Below are 21,547 nucleotides of genomic sequence, written 5' to 3' on the forward strand. Positions count from 1 at the left end.
GCGCTGTCAGCGCCCAATGAATTGAGGTGTGCGCTTCTCCCGGAACGCATTCACCGCTTCCTGATGGTCCTCGCTGGTGCGCACGATCGGCAAATTCGCCGCCACCAGTTCGTGGGCCGTCTGAAGATCCTTGTCCAGGCCAAACCGCATCACTCGCTTGATCAACTGCACGGCAAGCGGCGGCCCGTCCGCGATGCGGCGCGCGAACGCGTACGTCCCGCCCATCAACTCCGCATCCGGAAATACCTTGTTCACCAGACCAATGCGTTCCGCATCGCCGGCCTCCACCCAATCCGCCGTCCAGAACATTTCGAGCGCCTTCGACATCCCGACGATACGGGGCAGCAGATACGCTCCGCCGACGCCCGGAATCAGCCCCATGCGCACGTAGGTCTCGGCAAAGCGCGCGCTCTGCGCCGCAAAACGGATGTCGCATGCAAGGGCGATGTCCAGGCCACCGCCCGTCGCCAGGCCGTTCAACGCGGCAATCACCGGCTTGTCGAGTTCGGCGATCTTGCGTGGCAGACGCTGTACGCCGTCGGCTACGCGCGCCTTGATATTCGCCGGTGTCTGCGCCGCCGACGCGGAAAAGGTCTCGATATCACCGCCAGTCGTGAACGCACGCCCGGTGCCCGTCATCACGACAACCCGAATGTCCGGATTCGCGCGGCATTCCTCGAGCGCCTCGAGCCAGGTATCCTGCATCGCCTCGGTAAAGGCGTTGAGCTTGTCCGGGCGATTGAGCGTGATCGTTGCAATGCCACGGTCGACTTCGAATTTCAGTTCTTCCGACATCTCGTCATCCTCACTTCTCCGCTTGTTCCGAATGCTTCAGCACGGCGTCCTTGCGGATGTCGCGCGACTCCGTCTTTTCATGATGGCGATCCGCCGGCTTGTATCTCAACACATCCTCGGCGATCAGAATCTTCTGCACGTTCATCTCAGCAACATGCATGCCATCGATCCATCCGGTGCATTTCGGGACCGTTTTCGCCCGCCGGACCGTGCGCTGCCGGCCAAGACGACGACTCGCGCCTTGTCGGTCGTGTCCATCGGGCGGACGGCGCACCTCGAAGTGTCCGCGGCACGGACACGAACTGAATGTCGCGAACGATCCAGCGACATGCGGTGCGGGCTCGCGCGTCGTTTTTCCCCGCGAGGACGATGGCACGCGCATTGCAATCAACACACGCGCCCCGACGAACGCATCCGGCACCTCGGAGTTCACGCCGCCGTATCGAGCAACTGGAGGAACATGCATGCGCGCGATTCAGATCAAGACGCACGGTTTGGCTGAAACTCACGCGATCGAGGCGCTTCCCGACCTCGAACCGGGACATCACGAGGTCGTTATTGACGTCAAAACCGCCGAGGTCAATTATCCGGACCTGCTCGTGATTTCCGGCCGATATCAGACTCGTCCGCCATTGCCGTTCATACCCGGGAAGGAAGCGGCGGGCATCGTGCGCGTCGTCGGACCCGGCGTGACGCGGTTCAAGCCCGGAGATCGCGTGCTCATCCATGTGGAATGGGGCGCCTTCGCGACGCAGGCGCTCGCGCACGAGGATCAATGCCTGCCGCTCCCCGACGGCATGGCGTTCGTCGAGTCCGCCGGCCTCGGCCTTCCAGCTCAAACGGCATGGTTCGCGCTGATGGAACGAGGCCGCTGGCCTGGCGACACCGTGCTCGTCAATGGCGCCACGGGCGCGGTCGGCCATGCCGCCGTACAGATCGCCAGTTCGATGGGCGCCACGGTTCTCGCAGGCGTGCATTCACCCGAGCGTGCAAGCGCCATGCTGTACGACGTGTCGTGCCGCATGGTCGATCTGAGCGCCTCCGATCTGCGCAACAGCCTGCGCGATCAGGTTCATCTGGCGACACGGGGCCGGGGCGTGGACATCGTGATCGACATGCTCGGCGGCGATATCTTCGATGCGTCGCTTCGCGCGCTCGCCTGGGATGGCCGAATCGTTACGGTCGGCTTTGCCGCCGGAAGGATTCCCGAAGTCCGGGCCGGCTACCTGCTGGTGAAGAACGCCACGGTAAGTGGGCTGCAATGGACGGATTACCGCGATCGACAGCCATGGAAGGTCGCGCAGGCGCACACCGTCATGGCCTCCATGTGGGCCAAACGGACATTGCGCGCCAACATCATGCAGACGGTTCCGTTGAACCGATTCTCCGAAGCCCTCCATCTGATCGACACGCGTCGCGCGACGGGGCGCATCGTGCTGACGATGGACTGAATGCCAACGCAACGAACGGATCGCGCGGGTGGCATCGAGCGCCGACCATGTCAAGCAACGGAGATTGGCATGGCGATTGCATCGTATGCACCATCACTCATTGAAGCCGCATCCAGGAGACATCGCATGACCCAGCAGTTGGTGAACACCTCGGTCGAAGGTTCCGTCCTCGTCATCAGGCTCTGCAGCCCGGGCGACCGCAATGCCCTGACGAACGAACTGCGCGAACAGCTCGGCGACGCCGTCGAACACGCGCAGAACAATCGCGCAGTGCGCGCCGTGTATCTCACCGGCGAAGGTCCGACGTTCTGCTCCGGCGGAAACCTCAACCTGCTGAAGAACGGGTCCGCCCCATGGACCGTCCACCGGCGCTTTCGCGGCATGAGCAGGTGGCTTACCCCGCTGATCACGCTCGACAAGCCGGTCGTTGTCGGCGTCCGGGGCCAGGCAGTGGGAGGAGGATTCGGTCTGGCGCTGACGGGCGATCTGCTGATCGCCGGACAGGGGGCGAAGTTCATCCCCGGATTCTTCCGCATCGGCGTGGTGCCGGACATCGGCACGATGTATCACCTGCCGCGACTGGTCGGCATGGCAGCCGCGAAGCGGCTGCTGTACAGCGGCGCCACGCTGTCCGCGCAGGAGGCGCTCGAGCTAGGACTGGTCGCGCAAGTGGTGCCCGACGCACAAGTCGATGAAGTCGGTCTCGCGCAAGCCGTGCGCCTCGCGAACGGTCCCGCCGAGGTCATGGGACTGGCCAAGAACCTGATGGCGCGGAGTTTCGAAACGAGTCTTCAGGACATGCTCGCGTTCGAAGGATTTGGGCAAATTCTCGCCATGTCGAGTCCCGAGTTTCATGAAGGACTCGGCGCTGCCCTCGAGGGCCGCCCCGCTGACTTCAGCCGAGCCGCGTCGGATCGATAAGTCGCTGCAAGTCGCTCCTGATGCGACCATGCGGCCGGCGCGCGGCCCCGGGCGTCGGCACTTGCCGCCGACACGGTTGCCGTGATTATTGCCCGCCCTACAGGCGGGTTCTTTTTTGCCCGCGCCGCCATGCGATGCCGGCATGACGCACGCTCGCCCCGGTACGTCGGTACGTCGGCACATCGGCAATCGGCACTTCGCAGCGCATCGCGAACGGAGATGTCTGCACGGAAATCACCTGAGCGCGGTCAGTCGCTGTAGTCGCCGCAGACACTCGCCGCCGACTCTGCCATTTCCGGATGCCGAGTCTACGGAGACGTGGCGGTCTCCAACCGCTCCGCGGTTTGGCACGAAGCTTGCAGAACATGCACCGTGACGATATTCGCGATGGTCGCGCCGGCCCTTCCCGTGCCAGCCGCCAGACTTTGATCGCGCTGTTTCGGTCTGCCGCTGTCGTCCGGAAATATTTAACTTCGCGCACTACGCATCCAACTGAAAGGACAGTCCATGCAATTCGAAGAAATCATCTATCAGGAAGATGGCCCGATCGGCACCATTACGCTGAATCGCCCGCAAGACGGCAATATGTTCACGCCACGCATGTGCCACGAGATTCGCGATTGCATCAACGAAATCCGCCGGGAGACGCGCACCCGCGTCATCGTGATCACCGGAGCCGGCGACAAGTTTTTCTGTACCGGAGGCCGTAAGGAAGGCATGGAAGATTCGCTGCTTTATGCAGGCGTCCTGCCGACTCTGGAAATGTACGAGAGCATCGACCGACTGCAGAAGCCCGTGATCGCGTCAGTCAACGGCTTCGCCGTAGGCGGAGGCCAGGTGCTGCAAGTCGTTTGCGATATCACGATCGCAAAGGAAAGTGCCGTATTTCGGCAGGTCGGTCCGATGGTCGGCAGTTTCGACGGCGGCTATGGAACCTGGTATCTCGAAGATCTGATCGGGAAAAAGCGGGCGAAGGAAATGTGGTACCGCAATCCCAAATTGACCGCACGAGAAGCACTCGAATGGGGGTTGATCAATCACGTGGTTCCCGACGATGAACTCAAGGATGCAACACGCAAGCTGGCGCTCGAAATCGCGGATCGAGGAGCGTTTGCGCTCGCGTCGATCAAAGCCGCGTTCAACGCGCGCCACGGCGGCGTGTCGGGTCTGTCGCGCATGGCGCACGACCTGCTGCTGCGCGGATACCTCGACTCGGACGAACACGCGGAACTGGCTGACGCATTTGCCAATCGCCGGGCGCCCGACGCAACGCACTTCGGTCATTGAAGCATACGACTCGTGGAGTTCCCGACCATGTCGCATCTTCTTACCCTGCACGATCCGGCAACGGCCCGCAAGCACTACCTGACCGGGATCTGGCAAACCGACACGCTTTACTCGCTCGCGAGACGCCACGCCACCGAGCGCGGGGCAGCCTTCGCGGTACGAGACAGCACCAGACGCCTGACGTGGAGCGCGCTCGTCGCATGGGCTGACGCCGTTGCTGCCGATCTCCACGACAGTGGACTTCGCAGCGGCGATCGGGTATCTGTCTGGCTGCCGAACCGAGTCGAAATGGCAGTCATCATGCTTGCGTGCTCGCGCAACGGTTACGTCTGCAATCCTTCGTTGCATCAGAACTATACCGTTGCCGAAATTCTTTCGATGCTCGATCGCATCGGATGCCGCGCGTTGTTTGCCCAGCCAGGCTGGGGGGCCGATGCAGACAGCGCCGACGTATTCTCGGGCGCCGCTGCATTGAGCCACATGAAACGGGTGTACGCGCTGCCTTCGTTGCGTGCGGCCGATCCGTGCGCGCAGCCCGGGACACAATCGTTGCCAATTCCGGGACACATATCGCAGATTCCGCTTCCGCCTCCCAGCCAGAATCCGGACCAAGTGGTTTATCTGGCCTTTACCAGCGGCACGACCGGCACGCCCAAAGGGGTGATGCACAGCGATAACACGCTGCTCGCCAATGGACGTGCGCTGGTATCCGATTGGAAGCAAACCAGCGATACCGTGCTGCTCACGCTGAGTCCGCTGAGTCATCACGTCGGCACGGTCGCATTCGAACAAACCCTCGTTGCAGGATGCGAACTGGTCATTTTCGACCCGACTGCCGGTATTGCCCCGCTGGACTGGATCATATCCACTGAAGCCACCTACGTGATGGGCGTCCCCACACACGCGATAGACCTGCTTCAGGAAATCGACCGGCGCGGCATCACCCGGCTCGGCTCGGTCAAGGTCTTCTATATGGCCGGGAGCCTGATTCCGAGCGAGACCGCCCGAAAGCTGCTCGCCCTCGGCGCAACGCCGCAAAACGTCTACGGCATGACCGAAAACGGCTCCCATCAGTACACCAAGCCTGGTGATTCGGTGGAAGTCATTACCGCGACATGCGGAAAAGCGTGCGACGGATACGAAGTGCGCCTGTGGCAACCCGACAATCCCGACCTCGAGGCCGCTCCCGGCGAAGTCGGCGAAATCGGCGGGCGCGGCGGCGTGCTGATGCTCGGCTACTTCAACAATCAGGCAGCGACCGAATCATCGTTCAACAGCAGCGGCTGGTTCATGAGCGGGGACCTGGGGCGCTTCGACGATGACGGCAACCTCGAAATCGTCGGACGCAAGAAAGATCTCATCATTCGCGGCGGGCACAACATCCATCCGTCGCATATCGAGGAGTTTGCTCATCGTCACCCCGCCGTCAAGAAAGCCGCGGCATTCGGCGTGCCGGACACGCGCCTCGGAGAGAAAGTCTGCCTCGCGATCATCGGTGACGGTGCTCCGCCCAGCGCCGACGAATTACTCGCGCATCTGGCTCGGGAAGGTTTGTCGAAGTTCGACATGCCCGAGTACTTCATCGTGCTGCCGGGGTTTCCGCTGACGCCGAGCGGCAAGATCCTGAAACGCGAGTTGGTCCAGTGGGTACGGGACGGCCGCATCGAACCGGCTCCCGTACGGTTTCGCGTCGCCTGACTCACTTCCGATCCGCAATTCCACAGGTGCCGCGGGCTGGAAAGCCAGCAGGCACGCCGGTGGTCGCGTACGACTGCCGGACTGCCCGGGCACCGCAATCGTTCCCCTGGAGTAGTGTTGATGACTCGTGATTGCATAGTCGTAACAGGCGCAAGCCGCGGCATCGGTGCCGCGATCTCGCGCGCCCTCGCCGAGCAAGGCCACCATGTCGCGTGTCTGTCGCGATCGGGAGCCCTGCCGTCCTTTACCGACGTCCGGCCCGACGTGTCCGCACGCTGGCTGCCGCGCACCGCGGACGTCACGCGCCCGAACGATCTCAAGGCAGTATTGCGCGATCTCGTCGAGGAGGGATGGCGAATCGTCGGCCTTGTCAACAATGCGGGCTTCCATATCGACGCACTGTCGGCGGAGCTTCCCCTCGATCAATGGCATCAGGTGATGGACATGAATGCGACGTCCGTCGTCGTTGCGTGTCAGGCCGCGTACCCCCACCTCGTCGCCGCGGGCGACACGCTGATCGTGAACATTGGCTCGTTTTTCGACAAGCTCGGCGTCAAACGCAATCTGGCGTACTGCGCGAGCAAGGCAGCCGTCGGCGCTATCACGCGCTGCCTGGCCGTCGAATGGGCCAGCAAAGGGATCCGTGTCATCAACGTCGCCCCCGGCTACATCCAGACGGATCTGAACGCGGACATGATCACGTCAGGCCCGCTGGCTACGTATCTCGAAAAGCGGATTCCACGTGGCCGTCCGGGCAGCGCCGAAGAAGTCGGCGCACTCGTCGCGACGCTCTTTACGCACGGCGCCGCGTTCTTGACCGGAGAAACGATTTACGTTGACGGCGGCCAGGGAATCGCGCACTGACGGACAGGCGCGTCGCGCAAGATCGCCCAACTGTTTTCCTCGAGCACAGCGTTGTCGGAATCAAAAACACGCGCAAACACGCCAGCACGGCGAACAATGGAGCGGCGCGCTCTTCGTTGAGGCGGGACCATACCTTCCCGCACGAGACGGACAAGCCGCTTCTCTGGCACAGACGTTGCGTTATCCGTAACAGCTGACACGCATGACTGAATGCGTTCGGCAAACCAATCAAATACAAGAACCCATCCATTGGAGACAACCGTGACGACCAGCCTTTCCGCGCAATCGAGTCGATCCCTATCGACACATTGCGATCCTTCATCGCTCGAACCCGTTCACCCCAGAGGTGGCATCGAGCGCTAGCCCAACCTCCGCGTCATTCCGACCCGCGATTCCACTCGTCATACAATTATTCAGTACATCGAATTATGAAAAAGACATTCAAACGACAACTTCTCTGTGCCGCCGTCGTCGGCGCATTTTCAGCCGCAGCACACGCTCAAAGCAATGTCACTCTGTACGGCGTAATCGATGAAGGCATCATGTATCAGAACAACAACGCAGGCGGCAAGCGAGTCTTCCTCGACTCGCTGAGCGGTATTTTCGGCAGCCGATGGGGGATGATCGGACGTGAAGACCTGGGTGGCGGGTTGAAAGCGATCTTCACGATCGAATCCGGCATCAACCTGAACAACGGTGCGTTCGGCCAAGGGGGCACCGCATTTGGCCGTCAGGCGTTCGTCGGTCTGAGCAGCGACCGCCTCGGCAGCCTCACGCTCGGCCGCCAGTACGACATGATCTACTACTATCCCCTGCCGCTGACTGCGGCCAGCCTGATCGGCGGCCCTGCCGCAGTGCACCCGGGAGATATCGACAACGGTGCGAACACGGTGCGCATCAACAACGCCATTCGCTATATGAGCCCGAACTTCAACGGCCTGAAATTCGGCGGCGAATACAGCGTAGGCGGCGTTGCGGGGAATTTCACCGCCAACAGCGGGTATTCCCTGGGAGCGTCCTATCAATATGGCCCGTTCCAGATCGGCGCTGGCTTCGAATACTTCAAGAATCCGACCGCGGCGACCGCCGGCTCCGGATTCTTCACCGATAACGCGAGCGGTGCCTCCCCGCTGGCGCTTTCCCTCAACAAGGGATACAAGAGCGCGCAAGCGTATCAGACGGCCATGATCGCCGCCAACTACAATGTCGGCGCATTGACGCTCGCGGCCTCCTACTCGAACGTTCAATACGGGCAACTCGGCAGCGGGTTCGTGAGCAGCTCCGCGCGTTTCAACAACTTCGATGTGGGCGCGCAGTATCAATTCGCCCCCACCTTTTTCGCCGGCGTTGCCTATGACTATCTGAGCGGTCGAGCCGTGCATACGGCAGCGGGCACGACTGTGGGCGGGCAACACTACAATCAGGTCGCCATCCTGGCGGACTACCTGCTGTCCAAACGAACCGATATTTACGGCACGGTGGGCTGGCAGCGCGCGTCCGGGACCTCGTCGACGGGGGCGCCTGCCGTTGCCGACATCGACAACCTCGGTGATTCGTCGAACAATCATCAATTCCTGATCCGCGCATCGCTGCGGCATAGATTCTAACCTCGCATCCGGATTGCACGCGGCCGCCTCGAGAGAAGCCGTGCCGCGTGCAATTTTTCGAATATTTCCGTTTCGCGTCTTTTTCATGAATGGGACAATCATTTTCCATTCGTGACTGGCTGTCCGCCGATACCCGCTCAACGTTGCGTGGCTCGTAGTAGACCACTCCCTCCTCCGACGCCCCAAGCCACCTCCGTAGGCATCCGCTCTTCTCTCCGTGGCACACGAATTTCCAAAGATGTCCTTACCGAAATCAGTCGCGTAATTTTTTGTGCCCTCGTAAACGACACAAATAAAATCAACAACCACAAACCTTAATCTTTAAACATCCACATAATGTTCTTTAAAAACTACGTTTTCAACGTTGCTTGACTAGATCCACACACCAATATAACGTCATCAGCGTTACGGCCGTAACAGAAATATCTATTTTAGAGATTCCATTGGGAGACATTTCATTGAATACCTCGATACGATATCTGGCTGTCGCCAGTGTGTCGCCGCTCATCGTCGCGCTTGCGTCGTGCGGCTCCGATACCAACTCCGACTCCTCGGCCAACAATACGAATGTCGATTCCCGAGCCGCTGCATACGTCGCTCAAATGACCACCGACGAGAAGATCCAGCTTGTACATGGAATCGGGATGCCCGGCGCGGACTTGGGCGGCCCGTTCCCATCGTGGGCGAATGGCGCGGGCTATATACCGGGAATCCCCAGGCTCGGTATTCCACCGATTGCGAGTGCCGACTCTGCAGGTGGAGTGAACGTTGCCAATTCCGGCGCGACGGCGTTGCCCGCCCCCATCGCACTCGCTGCAAGTTGGGATCCTCCACTCGCGACCACGTACGGCGCGCGCATCGCGACCGAACTCCGCGCGCTCGGTTACGCCGAAGGTCTGGGCGGTGGCGTCAATCTCGCTCGCGAACCGCGTAATGGCCGAACATTCGAGTACATGGGGGAAGACCCGGTGCTCGCGGGTGCAATGAGCGCCGCGCGCACTTTCGGCACCCAATCAAAGAACGTGATTGCGACGATCAAGCACTTCGCAATGAACGACCAGGAAACAAATCGGATGACGAGTAATTCCGTCGTTAACGAGCGCACAATGCGCGAAACCGAACTGCTGGCGTTCGAGATCGGCATCAAGGAAGGCAAACCGGGTAACGTGATGTGCTCGTACAACCTCGTCAATGGTATCTATGCGTGCGAGAACCCGTATTTGTTGACCACCGTCCTGAAGAATGAGTGGGGCTTCCAGGGGGTGGTTCAGTCCGACTGGACCGGGACGCATAGCACGGTCGCCGCAGCAATGGCCGGCCTCGACGAAGAGCAACCCGGTGACGCGGGAGCCGATTGGAACGAGGTTCCCGGGTTCACGATCATTTCGTACTTCAGCACGAAGCTGAAGGCCGCGATCGCGGCGGGCACCGTTCCGATGTCGCGACTGAACGATATGGTCTTGCGCAAGGTTCGAACGCTGATCACGACTGGCGTGATGGACGACCCACCCAGCCCCGGCGTTACGATCGATCAGGCGGCCGGCAATACCGATGCGCTGTCGATCGCGCGTCAGTCATTCGTCTTGCTGAAGAACGGCACGCCGCCGGGTAGCAATCAACCAGTGCTTCCACTCCTCGGATCCGCACTTTCCTCGGTCGTCGTGATCGGAGGACACGCGGACGTGGGAGTCATTTCGGGTGGTGGCTCGGGCGCCGTGCCTGCAGCAAACGGCAATGCGGTAACAAGCTGTCAATCGACCAGCTTTTTCCCGCCCGATTGTGCGATCTGGTACAAATCGTCGCCGCTCGCCGCGATCAAGGAAAAAGCACCGAATGCCACCGTCGCCTATCTCGATGGCACGGACGCAACCGCTGCCGCGAACGCGGCTGCGCAGGCCGACGTGGCAATCGTTTTCGCGACACGATTCGAAACGGAGGGACGCGACCTCTCGACTCTCGCACTGCCCGATGCGAATGCCGATCCATTCAATCAGCATTACGATCAGAACGCGCTGATCACTGCAGTCGCGTCGAAAGCGAAGCGCGTCATAGTCGTGCTCGAAAACGGCAGTGCCGTCCTGATGCCATGGCTGGCGAGCGTGCATGGCGTACTCGAGACCTGGTACCCGGGCGTGGAAGGTGGCCAAGCTATTGCCGACGTGCTGTTTGGCGATGCAAATCCGTCAGGCAAGCTGCCGATCACGTTTGCGCAGCAAGACTCTGATCTCCCGCAGCCATCGATCGATCCGAACAACCTGAACGTCAATTATGGCGAAGGCCTGCTCATTGGCTACCACTGGTACGACGCAAAAAATATCCGGCCGTTGTTTCCATTCGGTTTCGGATTGTCGTACACAACGTTCGCGTACTCCGGGATGACTGCTCAGCGCGACGGTTCGGACAACGTGACCGTCACGCTGACCATCACAAACACCGGCGCTCGCGCAGGCGCTGAAGTCGCGCAAATCTATGCGTCGCTTCCGGCCATCCTCCACGAACCGCCGCAACGCCTCGTCGGATGGAAGAAAGTGATGCTGCAGCCTGGCCAGGCTCAGCAGATCAGCGTCGTCATTCCAGCTCAACGCTTCGCGACGTGGAATACCGACGCGCATGCATGGCAGGTCAATCCCGGAAGTTACATACTGACCGCCGCCGGATCGTCCCGCGATCCGAACGCCCAGAAGCAGGCTCTCGACCTGACCGCAATGCAACCGCTGTAACGACGATCGACCGTGTGTCCGAGAGTACCGGAATGCTCCGTCTCGGGCACACGGTCGCGGTATCGACCGGATTGTGGACGAGCCATGGGGAGCGTCAGCCCATTGCGTTCGCGAGAATGACCGTGCAATGGGACGACAGGATCCCCCCTTCGTTGTGCACCAGCGCGACTTCCGCCCCCTCCACCTGGCGCGGCCCGAGACCTCCCCGCAATTGGCGCACCGCCTCGACGATCCCGAAAAGACCGCCCGCCGCACCAGCATGGGCGTGGGAGAGCATACCGCCGTGCGTGTTGATCGGCAGCTTGCCACCGATGCGCGCATGCCCCTCGGCGAAGAAGGCACCGCCCTCGCCGCGCTCGCACAGGCCAAGCTCTTCCATTTCGATGATGGGAACGATCGTGAAGCAGTCGTACAGTTCAGCAAAGTCGATATCACCGGGGCCGAGGCCCGCCATCTCGTACGCAATGTGTCCCGATTCCGTGGCGCCGAATTCGGTTAGACTTGGCGCACACATCAGATGCTCGTGCGTATGATATTCCCCGATCCCTTGCAGATAGATCGGCGTGGCCTTCAGATCCGCCGCGCGCTCCACCGACGTGACGATGAATGCTCCACCCGCATCCGATATCAGACAGCAATCGAGCATACCGAGCGGGTCCGCAATCGGCTTGGCCGTCAAAACCTGCTCGATCGTCAATGGCGTTTTCATGTGCGCATTCGGATGCAGCAGCGCATGCTGGCGGGTGTTGACCGCGACGTGTGCCAACTGCTCGCGCGTGGTGCCCAACTCATGCATGTACCGCTGCGCGATCATCGCGTAGAACCCGGGAATGGACGCGCCGTACGGCTGCTCGAAGTAAGGATGTCCCACCGCCATCAGCGAGGCGACTGCCGCGTCGCGCGTGAGACCAGTCGCGCGATTTTCCCCAGCGCAGATCAGAATGGTTTCGGCCTGACCCGATGCTATCGCTTCTGCCGCATGCTTGAGCATCACGGCCGGACTGGCCCCGCCCGTCACGAGCGATGCGTTGAATCGAGGCTCGATTCCCAGATATTCGCACAGGACCGAACCGAGCATGAAGTAAGGCTCGGTAAAGGAATAGGCAGTCAGTACGCCGTCAATGTCCGACTTCTTGAGACCCGCGTCATCCAACGCGCGCTTTGCGGCCTGCGCGTTCAGGCCCAGGCCAGTCATATTGGGCACCCTGCCGATTTCGGATTCGCCCACACCGACGATGGCGATTTTGTTCTTCAGCGATTCAGCTTTCTTCATACCGTCGACCTCAAGCGTTAACCCGATGGAATTGCGGGAGCATCGCGCCACCGCCGCGATCCTCGAACGTGACGCCGACCCGATCGCCTATTCGTACGGATAACGCATCATCCCCGACGATATTGGTCAGCATCCGGGGACCTTCGTCGAGATCGATCAGTGCCACGACATAAGGCGCGTGAGCGCCGAACGAGGCGAGCGGTGCGCGCCGAACGATCGTAAAGCTATGCACGCTGCCGGCCCCGCGGCTTTCAACCCATTCGAGCTGATCGGACCAGCAGCTCGGGCACAGGTGCCGGGGCATGAAGTGCATCGTTCCACACACATTGCACTTGCGAATCAGCAAGCGCCGCTCTCTCGCCGCATCCCAGTAAGGTTGCGAATCGGCATTCGCTACCGGAGCCGGCAGCGGGGATACGTCCATAATCAGTCTCCGTCAAGTTTCGTCATCAACCGGCGCGGTCAAACACGCGCCGTCTTCTGCAGCACCGTCTTGCTTACCATGTAGGCATCGAGCGATCCCGCCCCGCCTTCGCGCCCGATCCCGCTGTCCTTGACGCCGCCGAACGGCATGTCGGCGCCCGGCACGCCGAAATGATTGATCGACAACGCGCCACACTCCAGTTCACGCCTAAAGCGCTCAGCATCGTGCATCGAGTTGGTGAATGCGTAAGCGGCCAGGCCGATCGACAGGCTGTTCGCGATCGTCAAGCCGTCGCTCACGTTCTTCATCGGAACGCATACCCCAAGCGGGCCGAACGGCTCGGTACTCATCGCCTTTGCATGCCTGGGCACGTCCGCCAGCACAGTTGGCGCGTAAAAGTGACCGCGTTCGCCGACTCGGTGCCCGCCCGCGGCAATACGCGCACCAGCAGTTGCGGCGTCGGCGACAAGCGATTCCATCGCGGCAAGCCGACGCGCGTTGATCACCGGCCCCATCTGAACGTTCGGCTCGAATCCATCGCCAACGCGAATTTCGTCGGCCGCTTTGGCGAACGCAGCCACGAAGTCGGCATACACGCCTTCATGCACGATGAAGCGAGAAGGCGATGCGCAGATCTGGCCAGCCATGCGCATCTTCGCTGCAACTGCGATCCGCGCGATCCGGGCCGCATCGACGTCGTCGCAAACGAGAACCGGTGCATGTCCGCCCAACTCCATCAGTACCGGTTTCATCGCGGCGCCGGCAAGCTGGGAAAGCTGCATGCCGACCTGCACTGAGCCGGTCAGCGTGATCATTCGGATCGCAGGCGACGCGATCAGGATCGAGGAAATTTCGGCGGGATCACCGAACACGAGATTGAGCACACCGAACGGCAGGCCCGCATCGATAAAGCATTGAACGAATGCGCACGCAGCGCCGGGTGTTTCCTCGGCAGCCTTGATGACGATCGAGCAACCCGCCGCCAACGCCCCGCTGATCTTCCGTGATGGAGAACTGATCGGCACATTCCACGGCGTGAATGCCGCTACCGGCCCGATGGGCTGCCTGACGACCATCCGCAGCATGTCTGGCTCAGACGGCGCGATGGTTCCATAGGCACGCAGCAGCTGAGCCGCATCCCATTCGAGGAACGTGTGTGCGCGCTCGACTTCCGCGCGTGCGTCCGCGATGGGTTTGCCCTGCTCCAGCGTGATGATCGATGCGATTGCGTCGACGCGCTCACGCAGCAAATCAGCGACGCGCAGCAGCAATGCCGCACGCTCGTCAGGCGCCGTATCCCGCCAGATCCCAAACGCTCGATGCGCCGCGCTCAATGCGCGTTCGAGATCCTCTCGCGTCGCGCGCGGCACGGGACCCAGCACACTTTCATCGCTCGGATTTTCGACAGCATGGCAGACGGCGCGATCGTAAATCCACTCGCCGTCGATATGTAGCCCGATGCGAGGATACATTCGACGGGCCATGGTTTGATGCGCGTTCGGCGTCAAGTCCGACATCTCACACTCCTTCATTTGGTCCGCCCGCGATCGGCGGCGCCCACGGGCATTCCCTGCTGCCGAATGTCGTCAGGCCGGATGCGCTAGGCGCAATTCAGGCCGCGCTCGACGCCTGCTCGCTGCCGTCTTTCGGCCGACGGCGATAAAGCAAAGTCACTTCCATCTGCTGCACGACGGCCCCGTCCTGTCGCACGAAGCGACGATCCATCTTGACGGTCCCGCGGTCCGGTTTACTGGATTCCTTGCGTTCGATCACGGTCATTTGCCCATGCAGCGTATCGCCATGCTTGACTGGCGCGAGCATCCGCCATTGGTCCACCTGAAGCAGCGCGAGCAACGTGCCGTCGTTGATGCCGCTCGCATATTGCAGCCCCCCCATGATTCCGTAGATGAGCGGACCATGAGCGATCGGCTCGCCGAACTGGGTCGTCTTGCAGTACTCCCAATTTGTGTGGACTTCGTTGAAATCGCCCGTCAGGCAGGCGAAATTCACGATGTCGGTCGACGTAATCGTGCGAGCCGGCGTTTCAATGACCTTGCCTACTTCGAAATCCTCCCAGTACAACCCTCGTCTGGTCGACATTGCCGATCTCCTTGCGTGATGAATATCGCTGACGAGCAAGCAATCATCATGCCTTCCCGATATCGTCGAGCGCGCCGAGCTCCACAGGGCCGGCGGCGTCCACGCGCGGTCTGCAGTGTCATATCCGACGACACCGTGTCGTTGTCGTTGACACTGACCGTCGCGTTCGCGAGTGAATGCGCCGTGCGGACACCGGCTGCTGTAGCGAAGTCGCTATGGCACGACGCTTGCTGACGTTCCGGAAGACATGGTCGATCCAACCGTGTCGGTCGTTGCCGTTCACTTCCGGGAGAATCTCAGTGCCATTATCCGAACCGCGCAGTCGCCGCGAACTCCATCACCGCGCGATCGATATGAGGACGTACGCGCGCGATGACGGTCTCTATGAAGTCGAAGCTCATCTCGTCGATACCAAGCCGTTCGATTTCCAGCATTCCGGGCGCCCGGATCCGCTACCGGCCGGCGCGCCGCTGCACGACCTTCGGGTTCGCGTCACCGTCGACGATCAATACGTGATTCACCGCGTCGAGGCGGCGTCGGACGCGACGCCGTTCGCGCTATGCAGGGAAGCCGAGACGACGTTGAACGTGCTCGTCGGACAGCGTATCGGCAAGGGGTGGTCATCCGTCGTCAAGGACAGCCTGCGGGGAGCGGCGAGTTGCACGCATCTGAGAGAAGTCCTGATTCCGCTCGCGACGACCCTGATGCAAGGCGTTCGCGGCGTGAGGGGTGTGCCGAGCCAATTCGTCGACGCGAATGGCAAACCGACGATCCTGAACAGTTGCTACGCCTATGCGGATCATCGCGATGTCGTGAAGCAGCGGTGGCCTCAACACTTCAAACCAACGACGCAGTCCACTGCCGACTGAAGCGCGCCGTCACCACGATAGCGATTGCGCCAGCCATCCCCCCCTCCACCTTCAGCAGATCATCAATCATGGGCGGCACTCTCCCCCCGCAACAACGCAATCGCTCGACGAGCAGCGCACATGAACGCCGAATGACGATCACGCTTTGGCTGGTCGCCGCCGGATTCTTCATGCAGACGCTCGATACCACGATCGTCAACACCGCGCTGCCCGGCATGGCACGAAGCCTCGGCGAAGCACCGCTTCATATGCAATCGGTGGTCATCGCCTATTCGCTCACCATGGCCCTGATGATTCCGATTTCCGGATGTCTGGCGGACCGGTTCGGCACGCGGCGGGTATTTTTCTCCGCGATCGTCATCTTCACGCTCGGATCGCTGTTGTGCGCAAACGCGCAAACGCTGTGGCAGCTGGTGCTGTTTCGCGTCGTACAGGGCGCAGGAGGGGCGATGCTATTGCCGATCGGACGGCTCGCCGTCATTCGTTCGTTCTCGCGCGAACGCTACCTGCCTGCCCTCACGTTCATCGCGATACCTGGCCTAGTCGGACCGCTGGTCGGTCCGATGCTCGGGGGCTGGCTCACAGAAGCCGCGTCCTGGCACTGGATATTCCTGATCAACGTACCGATCGGCGTGCTCGGGTGTGCCGCGACAGCGATCTACATGCCGGGAGAACCGCTGCCCACCGCTGGCCGATTCGACGTCCCCGGTTATCTGATGCTCGCCGTCTCGATGCTGTCGATCACGCTTGCGCTCGACGGAGTAGCCGAATTCGGGCTCACGCACCGCGCAGTGATCGGCCTTGTCGCGCTGACATTCGCCGGCATCGGCATGTACTGCTTCCATGCGAGGCGCATTCCGGATCCGCTGTTTCCGCTGAAGCTGTTCGACATCCGCACGTTCAGGATCGGCCTATCGGGGAATGTGCTGGCGAGAATAGGCGCAGGTGCCATGCCCTATCTGCTGCCGCTCCTGCTCCAGGTCAGCCTGGGATACGCTCCGTTTCACGCCGGCATGATGATGCTCCCGATCGCGGCGGCCGGCATGGCATGCAGACCGCCGGCCGTTCGGCTGATCACATCTTACGGCTATCGCAAGGTTCTCCTGATCAATACGCTGGCGATGGGTTTGTCAATGTCGTGCTTCGCATTGATATCGCCGTCGCAACCGGCATGGCTGCATGTCGCGCAGTTTGCCATGTTCGGCGCGGTCAATGCGACTCAGTTCACCGCGATGAACGCGGTTACGCTGCGGGACCTGGGAACGGTCGGCGCAAGCAGCGGCAACAGCCTCTTCTCGCTGGCGCAAATGCTGTCAATGAGCCTCGGCGTGACGATTGCGGGCGCCTTGCTCGACCAGTTCACTGAGATGTTCGGCCACCAAACACATTTCCAGACGCTCACCGCCTTTCACGCCACATTTGCATGCATCGGTCTCGTCACTGCGTCGGCCGCACTGATCTTTGCGCGGTTGACGCCTGAAGCGCGCGTGGTCTCCGTTCACGCCGGCGCCGCCGAGGAGGCATGATCAGGTGCGGCGAGCCGGAGCAGCAGGGGCGCGCGGCCCCCGAGGTCACACCGCATATCGCCGTCGTTGCTTACTCGTCACGTCCGGCACTGCCGACGCTCGCGCGCAGTGCCGGGGCGTCGCTACTCGAAGCGTCGCCGCGAAATGCCTCGACGATCGGCACCGGGAGCGCATCGATCACTTGCCCGCCCGGCATCCGAACTTTGCGATCGAACAGTCGCCGGCCGGCAAAATGCGGATCCGTGACCGCATGCTCGAGCGAGACGACACGCACGGTGCACGTGTCGGTCCCTGCGAAACGTTCGAGCCATGTATCGGCAGTCTGGCCGGCAATCAGTTGCGCCACCCGCTGCTTGACGCCGGGCTCGTCGCCATTCTTCGTCGCCAGTTCCGGTGCGCCGATCACCTCGGTGAAGTTTCTCCAGAATTTTTCCTCGAGCGGAGCGGCGGCAAGATACTGGGCATCTAGCGTCTTGTAAATCTGGTACCGTGCGGTGCCGCCGGTCACCAGCTCTCCCCCCGGCGTGGGCCAGCCGTTGCCCGTCGTTCCGTTGCCCAGCGCCCAGTACATGAACGTGAACAGGTTGTCTGCCATCGAGATGTCCAGCCGGCAGCCCTTTCCGGTCGCATCGCGTTGCTTCAGCGCCAGCAGAATATTGATGACCGCGGGGTATGCTCCGCCGCCGATGTCGGCGATCAGCGCCGGCGGCAACACGGGCGCGCCGTCCGGATCGCAGGACAGCGCCAGCATGCCGGTTTCCGCGAGATAGTTGAGGTCATGAGCAGCGACGCCCGCCTTCGGTCCGCTTTGGCCGTAGCCCGTGATCGAGCAGTAAATGACGCGCGGATTTCGTTCCGCCACTTGCTCGTAACCGAGACCGAGACGCGCCATGACACCCGGTCGAAACTGCTCGACCAGTACATCCGCATCGTCGATCAGCGCCAGAACCGCCTCTCGACCGGCGACGCTCTTCAGATCGAGCGCCACCGAGCGCTTGCCGCGGTTCAGCATACCGAAGTTGACGCTGTCGGTCCCGGCCTTCGGAACGTACGAGCGCATCTCATCGCCACCGGCCGGTCTTTCGACCTTGACGACGTCCGCGCCCGCTTCGGCCAGCAGCAGCGTGCATAGCGGGCCAGGCAACAGCGTGCTCAAATCGACAACCTTGACACCCTTCAGAGGCTGATTCATCGCTCGCCGCCTTCCGCACGCTGATGTGCGACCTGGGCCCGCCGCGCCGGCGCATACGCACTGTCGCCCAACGCTTCATAAAGCGCCCGCGTCACGCTGTGGTGATGATTCAGACCGGTACGCTCGAGCAGCGCGATCGGCCCCTCCGGATAACCGAGCCCGAGGCGCAGCGTCGTATCGAGATCAGATGCGGTTGCCAGCTTCTCGTCGAGACGGCGCAGCGCCGCGTTGTAATACGGCCGCACGAGCCGATCGACGATCCGGCCTGGAAAATCACCACAAAGGGCGACTACGAAGCAGGCGTCCTCGAACACCTGCTTCGCCTGGGCGAGCGCCGATTCGTCGGGCTGAGCCGGCTTGACGAGCTCGATCAACCGGCTCGGCTCGGCATCGCCCAGTCGAAAGCGCGCAAAGCCGAACACGTTCGGCGCTGCGCCGCCACGCTGATCGGCCGACGCGGAATCACCGGTATGAACCGCGAGGCACTCGTGACCGAGCTCCACCAGAACGAAAGGCACATCTGCGGGGTTCCAGCCGCCGTCGATGTCATGCGAGAATGCCGTCCCGGCCTTCGAGCCGATGTAAACGCGTGCCGCGGCGTCATCGCGCGCCGCTTCCACAAATGCGTGACCGCCCTGAAAGGAACGGCTCTCGCCGCTCTGGATAATGCGATAGCTCATCGTCATGCTCCGAACATCTTCGTGTCGTTATACGTGTGGAAGCCTTGCCCCGTCTTCTTGCCGAGGCGACCTGCCGCGATCATCCGTCTGACGAGCGGCGGACACGCGGCGCGCGCTTCGTGCGTGAGTCCGTGCATCGCTTCGCAAAGCAGACGCTGCGTATCCAGGCCGACCAGGTCGAGCAACTCGAGCGGACCCATCGGATAGCCGAGCGCGGTCTTGATTGCCTTGTCGATGTCGGCCGGCTCCGCCACGCCCTGCTCGACGAGCCGGATCGCGTCGTTGTTGAACGGAATCAGGAAGTAGTTGAGGATGAAGCCGGGCGTGTCCTGGGTCCGGACCGGGCGCTGACCCAGCGCTTCGGCAAAAGCCCATGCGCGCTCGAACGATTCATCGCTCGTGTTCATCCCGGGCGACATTTCGATCAGCTTCATCAGTTGGGCCGGCAAGCAGAAATGCATGCCCACGAAGCGATCGGGCCGGCCCGAGCCGCCCGCGATCTCGGTAATCGAGATTGTCGATGTGTTTGATGCGAACAGCGTATGTGCCGGGCACACCTTGTCCAGGGTACTGAACAGTTGGTGCTTGACGGCCAGATCCTCGAACACCGCCTCGATCACGACGTCGCAATCGGCGAGGTCGTCGAGCTTTGTCGTCCCGTGCCAGCGGGACATAATTTCCGGCACCGCGTCGGCAGGAAGCTTGCCACGCTCTGCCGATTTCCTCAGAAAGCTTTCGGCCTGGCCGCGCGCGCGCTCGAGCGCCTCTTGCCTGGTGTCATACACGCGCGTCACGAACCCCGCCCGGGCCGCGACGATCGCGATACCCGTGCCCATCGTTCCGCCACCTGCGATTCCAACTGTCTTGATTTGCGCCATGCGCGTCTCCTATTTGAGAATGAAGCTGCGACCGATCAGTTGGCGATGAACCTGATTGGTTCCCTCCCAGATCTGCGTGATCTTCGCGTCGCGCATCAGCCTTTCGACGCGATAATCCGAGCAATATCCGTAGCCGCCAAGCAGTTGGACCGCATCCGTCGTGATACGCATTGCTGCGTCCGATGCGCGCATCTTGAGCATCGACGCTTCGATCCCGAAATCCGTTTCCCCGGCGTCGACCATTCCGGCCACCTGCCAAAGCCACGATTCGCACAGCGCGAGCTCCGATGCAAGATCCGCCACCATGAATTGAATGCCCTGGAACTCGATCACCTTGCGGCCCGATTGCTTGCGCTCGTTGATATACGCCACGGCATCCTCGAAGGCACCGCGCGCGATGCCGAGCGCATGCGCCGCAACGCTAGGTCGGGAGCGGTTCAGCGAACCCAGCAGAATGCGCAATCCGTCGCCAGGTTCTCCCACCAGATTCGTACGAGGTACGCGACAATTGTCGAACGACAGCGTCGCCGTCCCCGACGCGCGCGTTCCCATCTTGTCTTCGACGCCGATCACGCTGAGGCCGGGCGTCCCCTTCTCGAGGATCAGCACCGAGATCGCGCGTTTCGGATCGTCGATGCCGTCCCACTTTCCGAACAGCAGATACAGGTCGGCGACATCCCCGTTGGTAATGAATGTCTTGCCGCCGTTGATCACGATCTCGCCGCCATTCTCGCGAAACGTCGTCCGCATACCGGTCGCGTCGGAGCCGGCACCGGGCTCGGTAATCGCCAGCGATGCGAGCGCACCGCCCGCCACCGCCGGCAGAAAGCGCTGCTTTTGCCCTTCGCTGCCGTACTCGATCAGCGGCTTGATCGCGTGGAAATTCGTTGCCCAGATAATGCCGGTCGCCGCGCATGCCTTTGCGATCTCCCGCACGCAGAGCGCGTAGCACGTGAACGACAGTTGCGCACCGCCGTACGCATCCGGGATGAACATGGCATTCAGGCCAAGTTCATTGATCGCGTCAATGTTCTGCTGCGGAAACGTACCGGTACGGTCGTACTCGGCCGCATAAGGCGCAATCCGATCCCGCGCGAGCGCGCGCACGCTGTCCACGATCATCCGCTCGTCGTCGTTCAGGCGAATGCGAGAATCGATTCTCTCCAGTATGTTCATTCCATGTTCCGATTCGATTGGCAACCATCGACGAGCCGATATCGGCGACGGCACTCTACCGGCCGTCGGCACGCCGTCGTTCATAC

Annotated in this window: 19 protein-coding genes; 9 read left to right on the plus strand and 10 right to left on the minus strand. The window is 61.6% G+C overall.

Annotated features, from left to right (window positions below; translation table 11 throughout):
- Positions 1-6: 6 nt before the first annotated feature.
- Together BTE28158_RS26910 and BTE28158_RS26915 are read right to left on the minus strand one after the other, a co-directional pair.
- The gene (locus tag BTE28158_RS26910; RefSeq protein ID WP_124905833.1) at positions 7-795 is read right to left on the minus strand and encodes an enoyl-CoA hydratase/isomerase family protein; all 789 of its coding nucleotides are present in this window, start codon (positions 793-795) and stop codon (positions 7-9) included.
- A gap of 10 nt (positions 796-805) precedes the next feature.
- The gene (locus BTE28158_RS26915) at positions 806-1,228 is read right to left on the minus strand and encodes a hypothetical protein (protein WP_170296375.1); all 423 of its coding nucleotides are present in this window, start codon (positions 1,226-1,228) and stop codon (positions 806-808) included.
- 31 nt (positions 1,229-1,259) lie between these two features.
- Here BTE28158_RS26915 and BTE28158_RS26920 point away from each other — a divergent pair, with 31 nt between their 5' ends.
- From BTE28158_RS26920 to BTE28158_RS26950, 7 genes are all read left to right on the plus strand, one after another.
- A complete protein-coding gene (locus tag BTE28158_RS26920; protein WP_170296374.1) occupies positions 1,260-2,246 on the plus strand; it encodes an NADPH:quinone oxidoreductase family protein in 987 nt (328 codons plus the stop codon).
- A 126-nt stretch (positions 2,247-2,372) separates the two neighbouring features.
- Positions 2,373-3,167, plus strand: a complete 795-nt coding sequence (locus BTE28158_RS26925) for an enoyl-CoA hydratase/isomerase family protein (protein ID WP_124905829.1) — start codon at positions 2,373-2,375, stop codon at positions 3,165-3,167.
- 507 nt (positions 3,168-3,674) lie between these two features.
- Complete coding sequence (locus BTE28158_RS26930; RefSeq protein WP_124905827.1) at positions 3,675-4,454, plus strand: enoyl-CoA hydratase-related protein; 780 nt, start codon at positions 3,675-3,677, stop codon at positions 4,452-4,454.
- A gap of 27 nt (positions 4,455-4,481) precedes the next feature.
- A complete protein-coding gene (locus tag BTE28158_RS26935; RefSeq protein WP_124905825.1) occupies positions 4,482-6,152 on the plus strand; it encodes a class I adenylate-forming enzyme family protein in 1,671 nt (556 codons plus the stop codon).
- 120 nt (positions 6,153-6,272) lie between these two features.
- The gene (locus BTE28158_RS26940; RefSeq protein WP_124905823.1) at positions 6,273-7,016 is read left to right on the plus strand and encodes an SDR family NAD(P)-dependent oxidoreductase; all 744 of its coding nucleotides are present in this window, start codon (positions 6,273-6,275) and stop codon (positions 7,014-7,016) included.
- 428 nt (positions 7,017-7,444) lie between these two features.
- Positions 7,445-8,623, plus strand: coding sequence for a porin (locus tag BTE28158_RS26945; protein WP_124905821.1), 1,179 nt, complete (start codon positions 7,445-7,447; stop codon positions 8,621-8,623).
- Positions 8,624-9,081: 458 nt separating this feature from the next.
- Entirely contained in the window at positions 9,082-11,343 is a 2,262-nt protein-coding gene (locus BTE28158_RS26950; protein WP_124905819.1) for a beta-glucosidase family protein, read from the plus strand.
- Positions 11,344-11,437: 94 nt separating this feature from the next.
- Here BTE28158_RS26950 and BTE28158_RS26955 read toward each other — a convergent pair whose 3' ends face one another.
- The 4 genes from BTE28158_RS26955 to BTE28158_RS26970 form a co-directional block, all read right to left on the minus strand.
- The gene (locus BTE28158_RS26955; protein WP_124905817.1) at positions 11,438-12,616 is read right to left on the minus strand and encodes a thiolase C-terminal domain-containing protein; all 1,179 of its coding nucleotides are present in this window, start codon (positions 12,614-12,616) and stop codon (positions 11,438-11,440) included.
- A 10-nt stretch (positions 12,617-12,626) separates the two neighbouring features.
- Positions 12,627-13,040, minus strand: a complete 414-nt coding sequence (locus BTE28158_RS26960; RefSeq protein ID WP_124905815.1) for a Zn-ribbon domain-containing OB-fold protein — start codon at positions 13,038-13,040, stop codon at positions 12,627-12,629.
- A 38-nt stretch (positions 13,041-13,078) separates the two neighbouring features.
- Entirely contained in the window at positions 13,079-14,557 is a 1,479-nt protein-coding gene (locus tag BTE28158_RS26965) for an NAD-dependent succinate-semialdehyde dehydrogenase (RefSeq protein WP_203249548.1), read from the minus strand.
- Positions 14,558-14,651: 94 nt separating this feature from the next.
- Positions 14,652-15,140 (minus strand): MaoC/PaaZ C-terminal domain-containing protein, encoded by a 489-nt coding sequence (locus BTE28158_RS26970; protein ID WP_124905813.1) that lies wholly within the window; start codon positions 15,138-15,140, stop codon positions 14,652-14,654.
- A 272-nt stretch (positions 15,141-15,412) separates the two neighbouring features.
- On the opposite strand from BTE28158_RS26970, the gene BTE28158_RS26975 reads away from it, so the two are divergent.
- Together BTE28158_RS26975 and mdtD are read left to right on the plus strand one after the other, a co-directional pair.
- Complete coding sequence (locus BTE28158_RS26975) at positions 15,413-16,009, plus strand: DUF2889 domain-containing protein (protein WP_170296373.1); 597 nt, start codon at positions 15,413-15,415, stop codon at positions 16,007-16,009.
- A 131-nt stretch (positions 16,010-16,140) separates the two neighbouring features.
- Positions 16,141-17,535: a multidrug transporter subunit MdtD gene (gene mdtD, locus BTE28158_RS26980; RefSeq protein WP_203249547.1), complete on the plus strand. Its 1,395-nt coding sequence runs from the start codon at positions 16,141-16,143 to the stop codon at positions 17,533-17,535.
- Between the two features lie 70 nt (positions 17,536-17,605).
- Here the strand turns inward: mdtD and BTE28158_RS26985 are convergent, their stop codons facing one another.
- From BTE28158_RS26985 to BTE28158_RS27000, 4 genes are read right to left on the minus strand one after another with little or no spacing between them, the layout of a single operon-like run.
- The gene (locus tag BTE28158_RS26985; protein ID WP_124905807.1) at positions 17,606-18,727 is read right to left on the minus strand and encodes a CaiB/BaiF CoA transferase family protein; all 1,122 of its coding nucleotides are present in this window, start codon (positions 18,725-18,727) and stop codon (positions 17,606-17,608) included.
- The gene (locus BTE28158_RS26990; protein WP_124905805.1) at positions 18,724-19,407 is read right to left on the minus strand and encodes a 3-hydroxyacyl-CoA dehydrogenase family protein; all 684 of its coding nucleotides are present in this window, start codon (positions 19,405-19,407) and stop codon (positions 18,724-18,726) included. The genes BTE28158_RS26985 and BTE28158_RS26990 overlap by 4 nt, the downstream gene beginning before the upstream one ends.
- A gap of 2 nt (positions 19,408-19,409) precedes the next feature.
- Entirely contained in the window at positions 19,410-20,285 is an 876-nt protein-coding gene (locus tag BTE28158_RS26995) for a 3-hydroxyacyl-CoA dehydrogenase family protein (protein ID WP_151047681.1), read from the minus strand.
- Positions 20,286-20,294: 9 nt separating this feature from the next.
- Positions 20,295-21,545 carry an acyl-CoA dehydrogenase family protein gene (locus BTE28158_RS27000; protein WP_239007393.1) on the minus strand — a complete coding sequence of 417 codons (1,251 nt, stop codon included), beginning with the start codon at positions 21,543-21,545 and terminating at the stop codon, positions 20,295-20,297.
- Positions 21,546-21,547 lie beyond the last annotated feature (2 nt).

It is taken from the genome of Burkholderia diffusa (genome assembly GCF_902499115.1).
Taxonomy (GTDB): Bacteria; Pseudomonadota; Gammaproteobacteria; order Burkholderiales; family Burkholderiaceae; genus Burkholderia; species Burkholderia diffusa.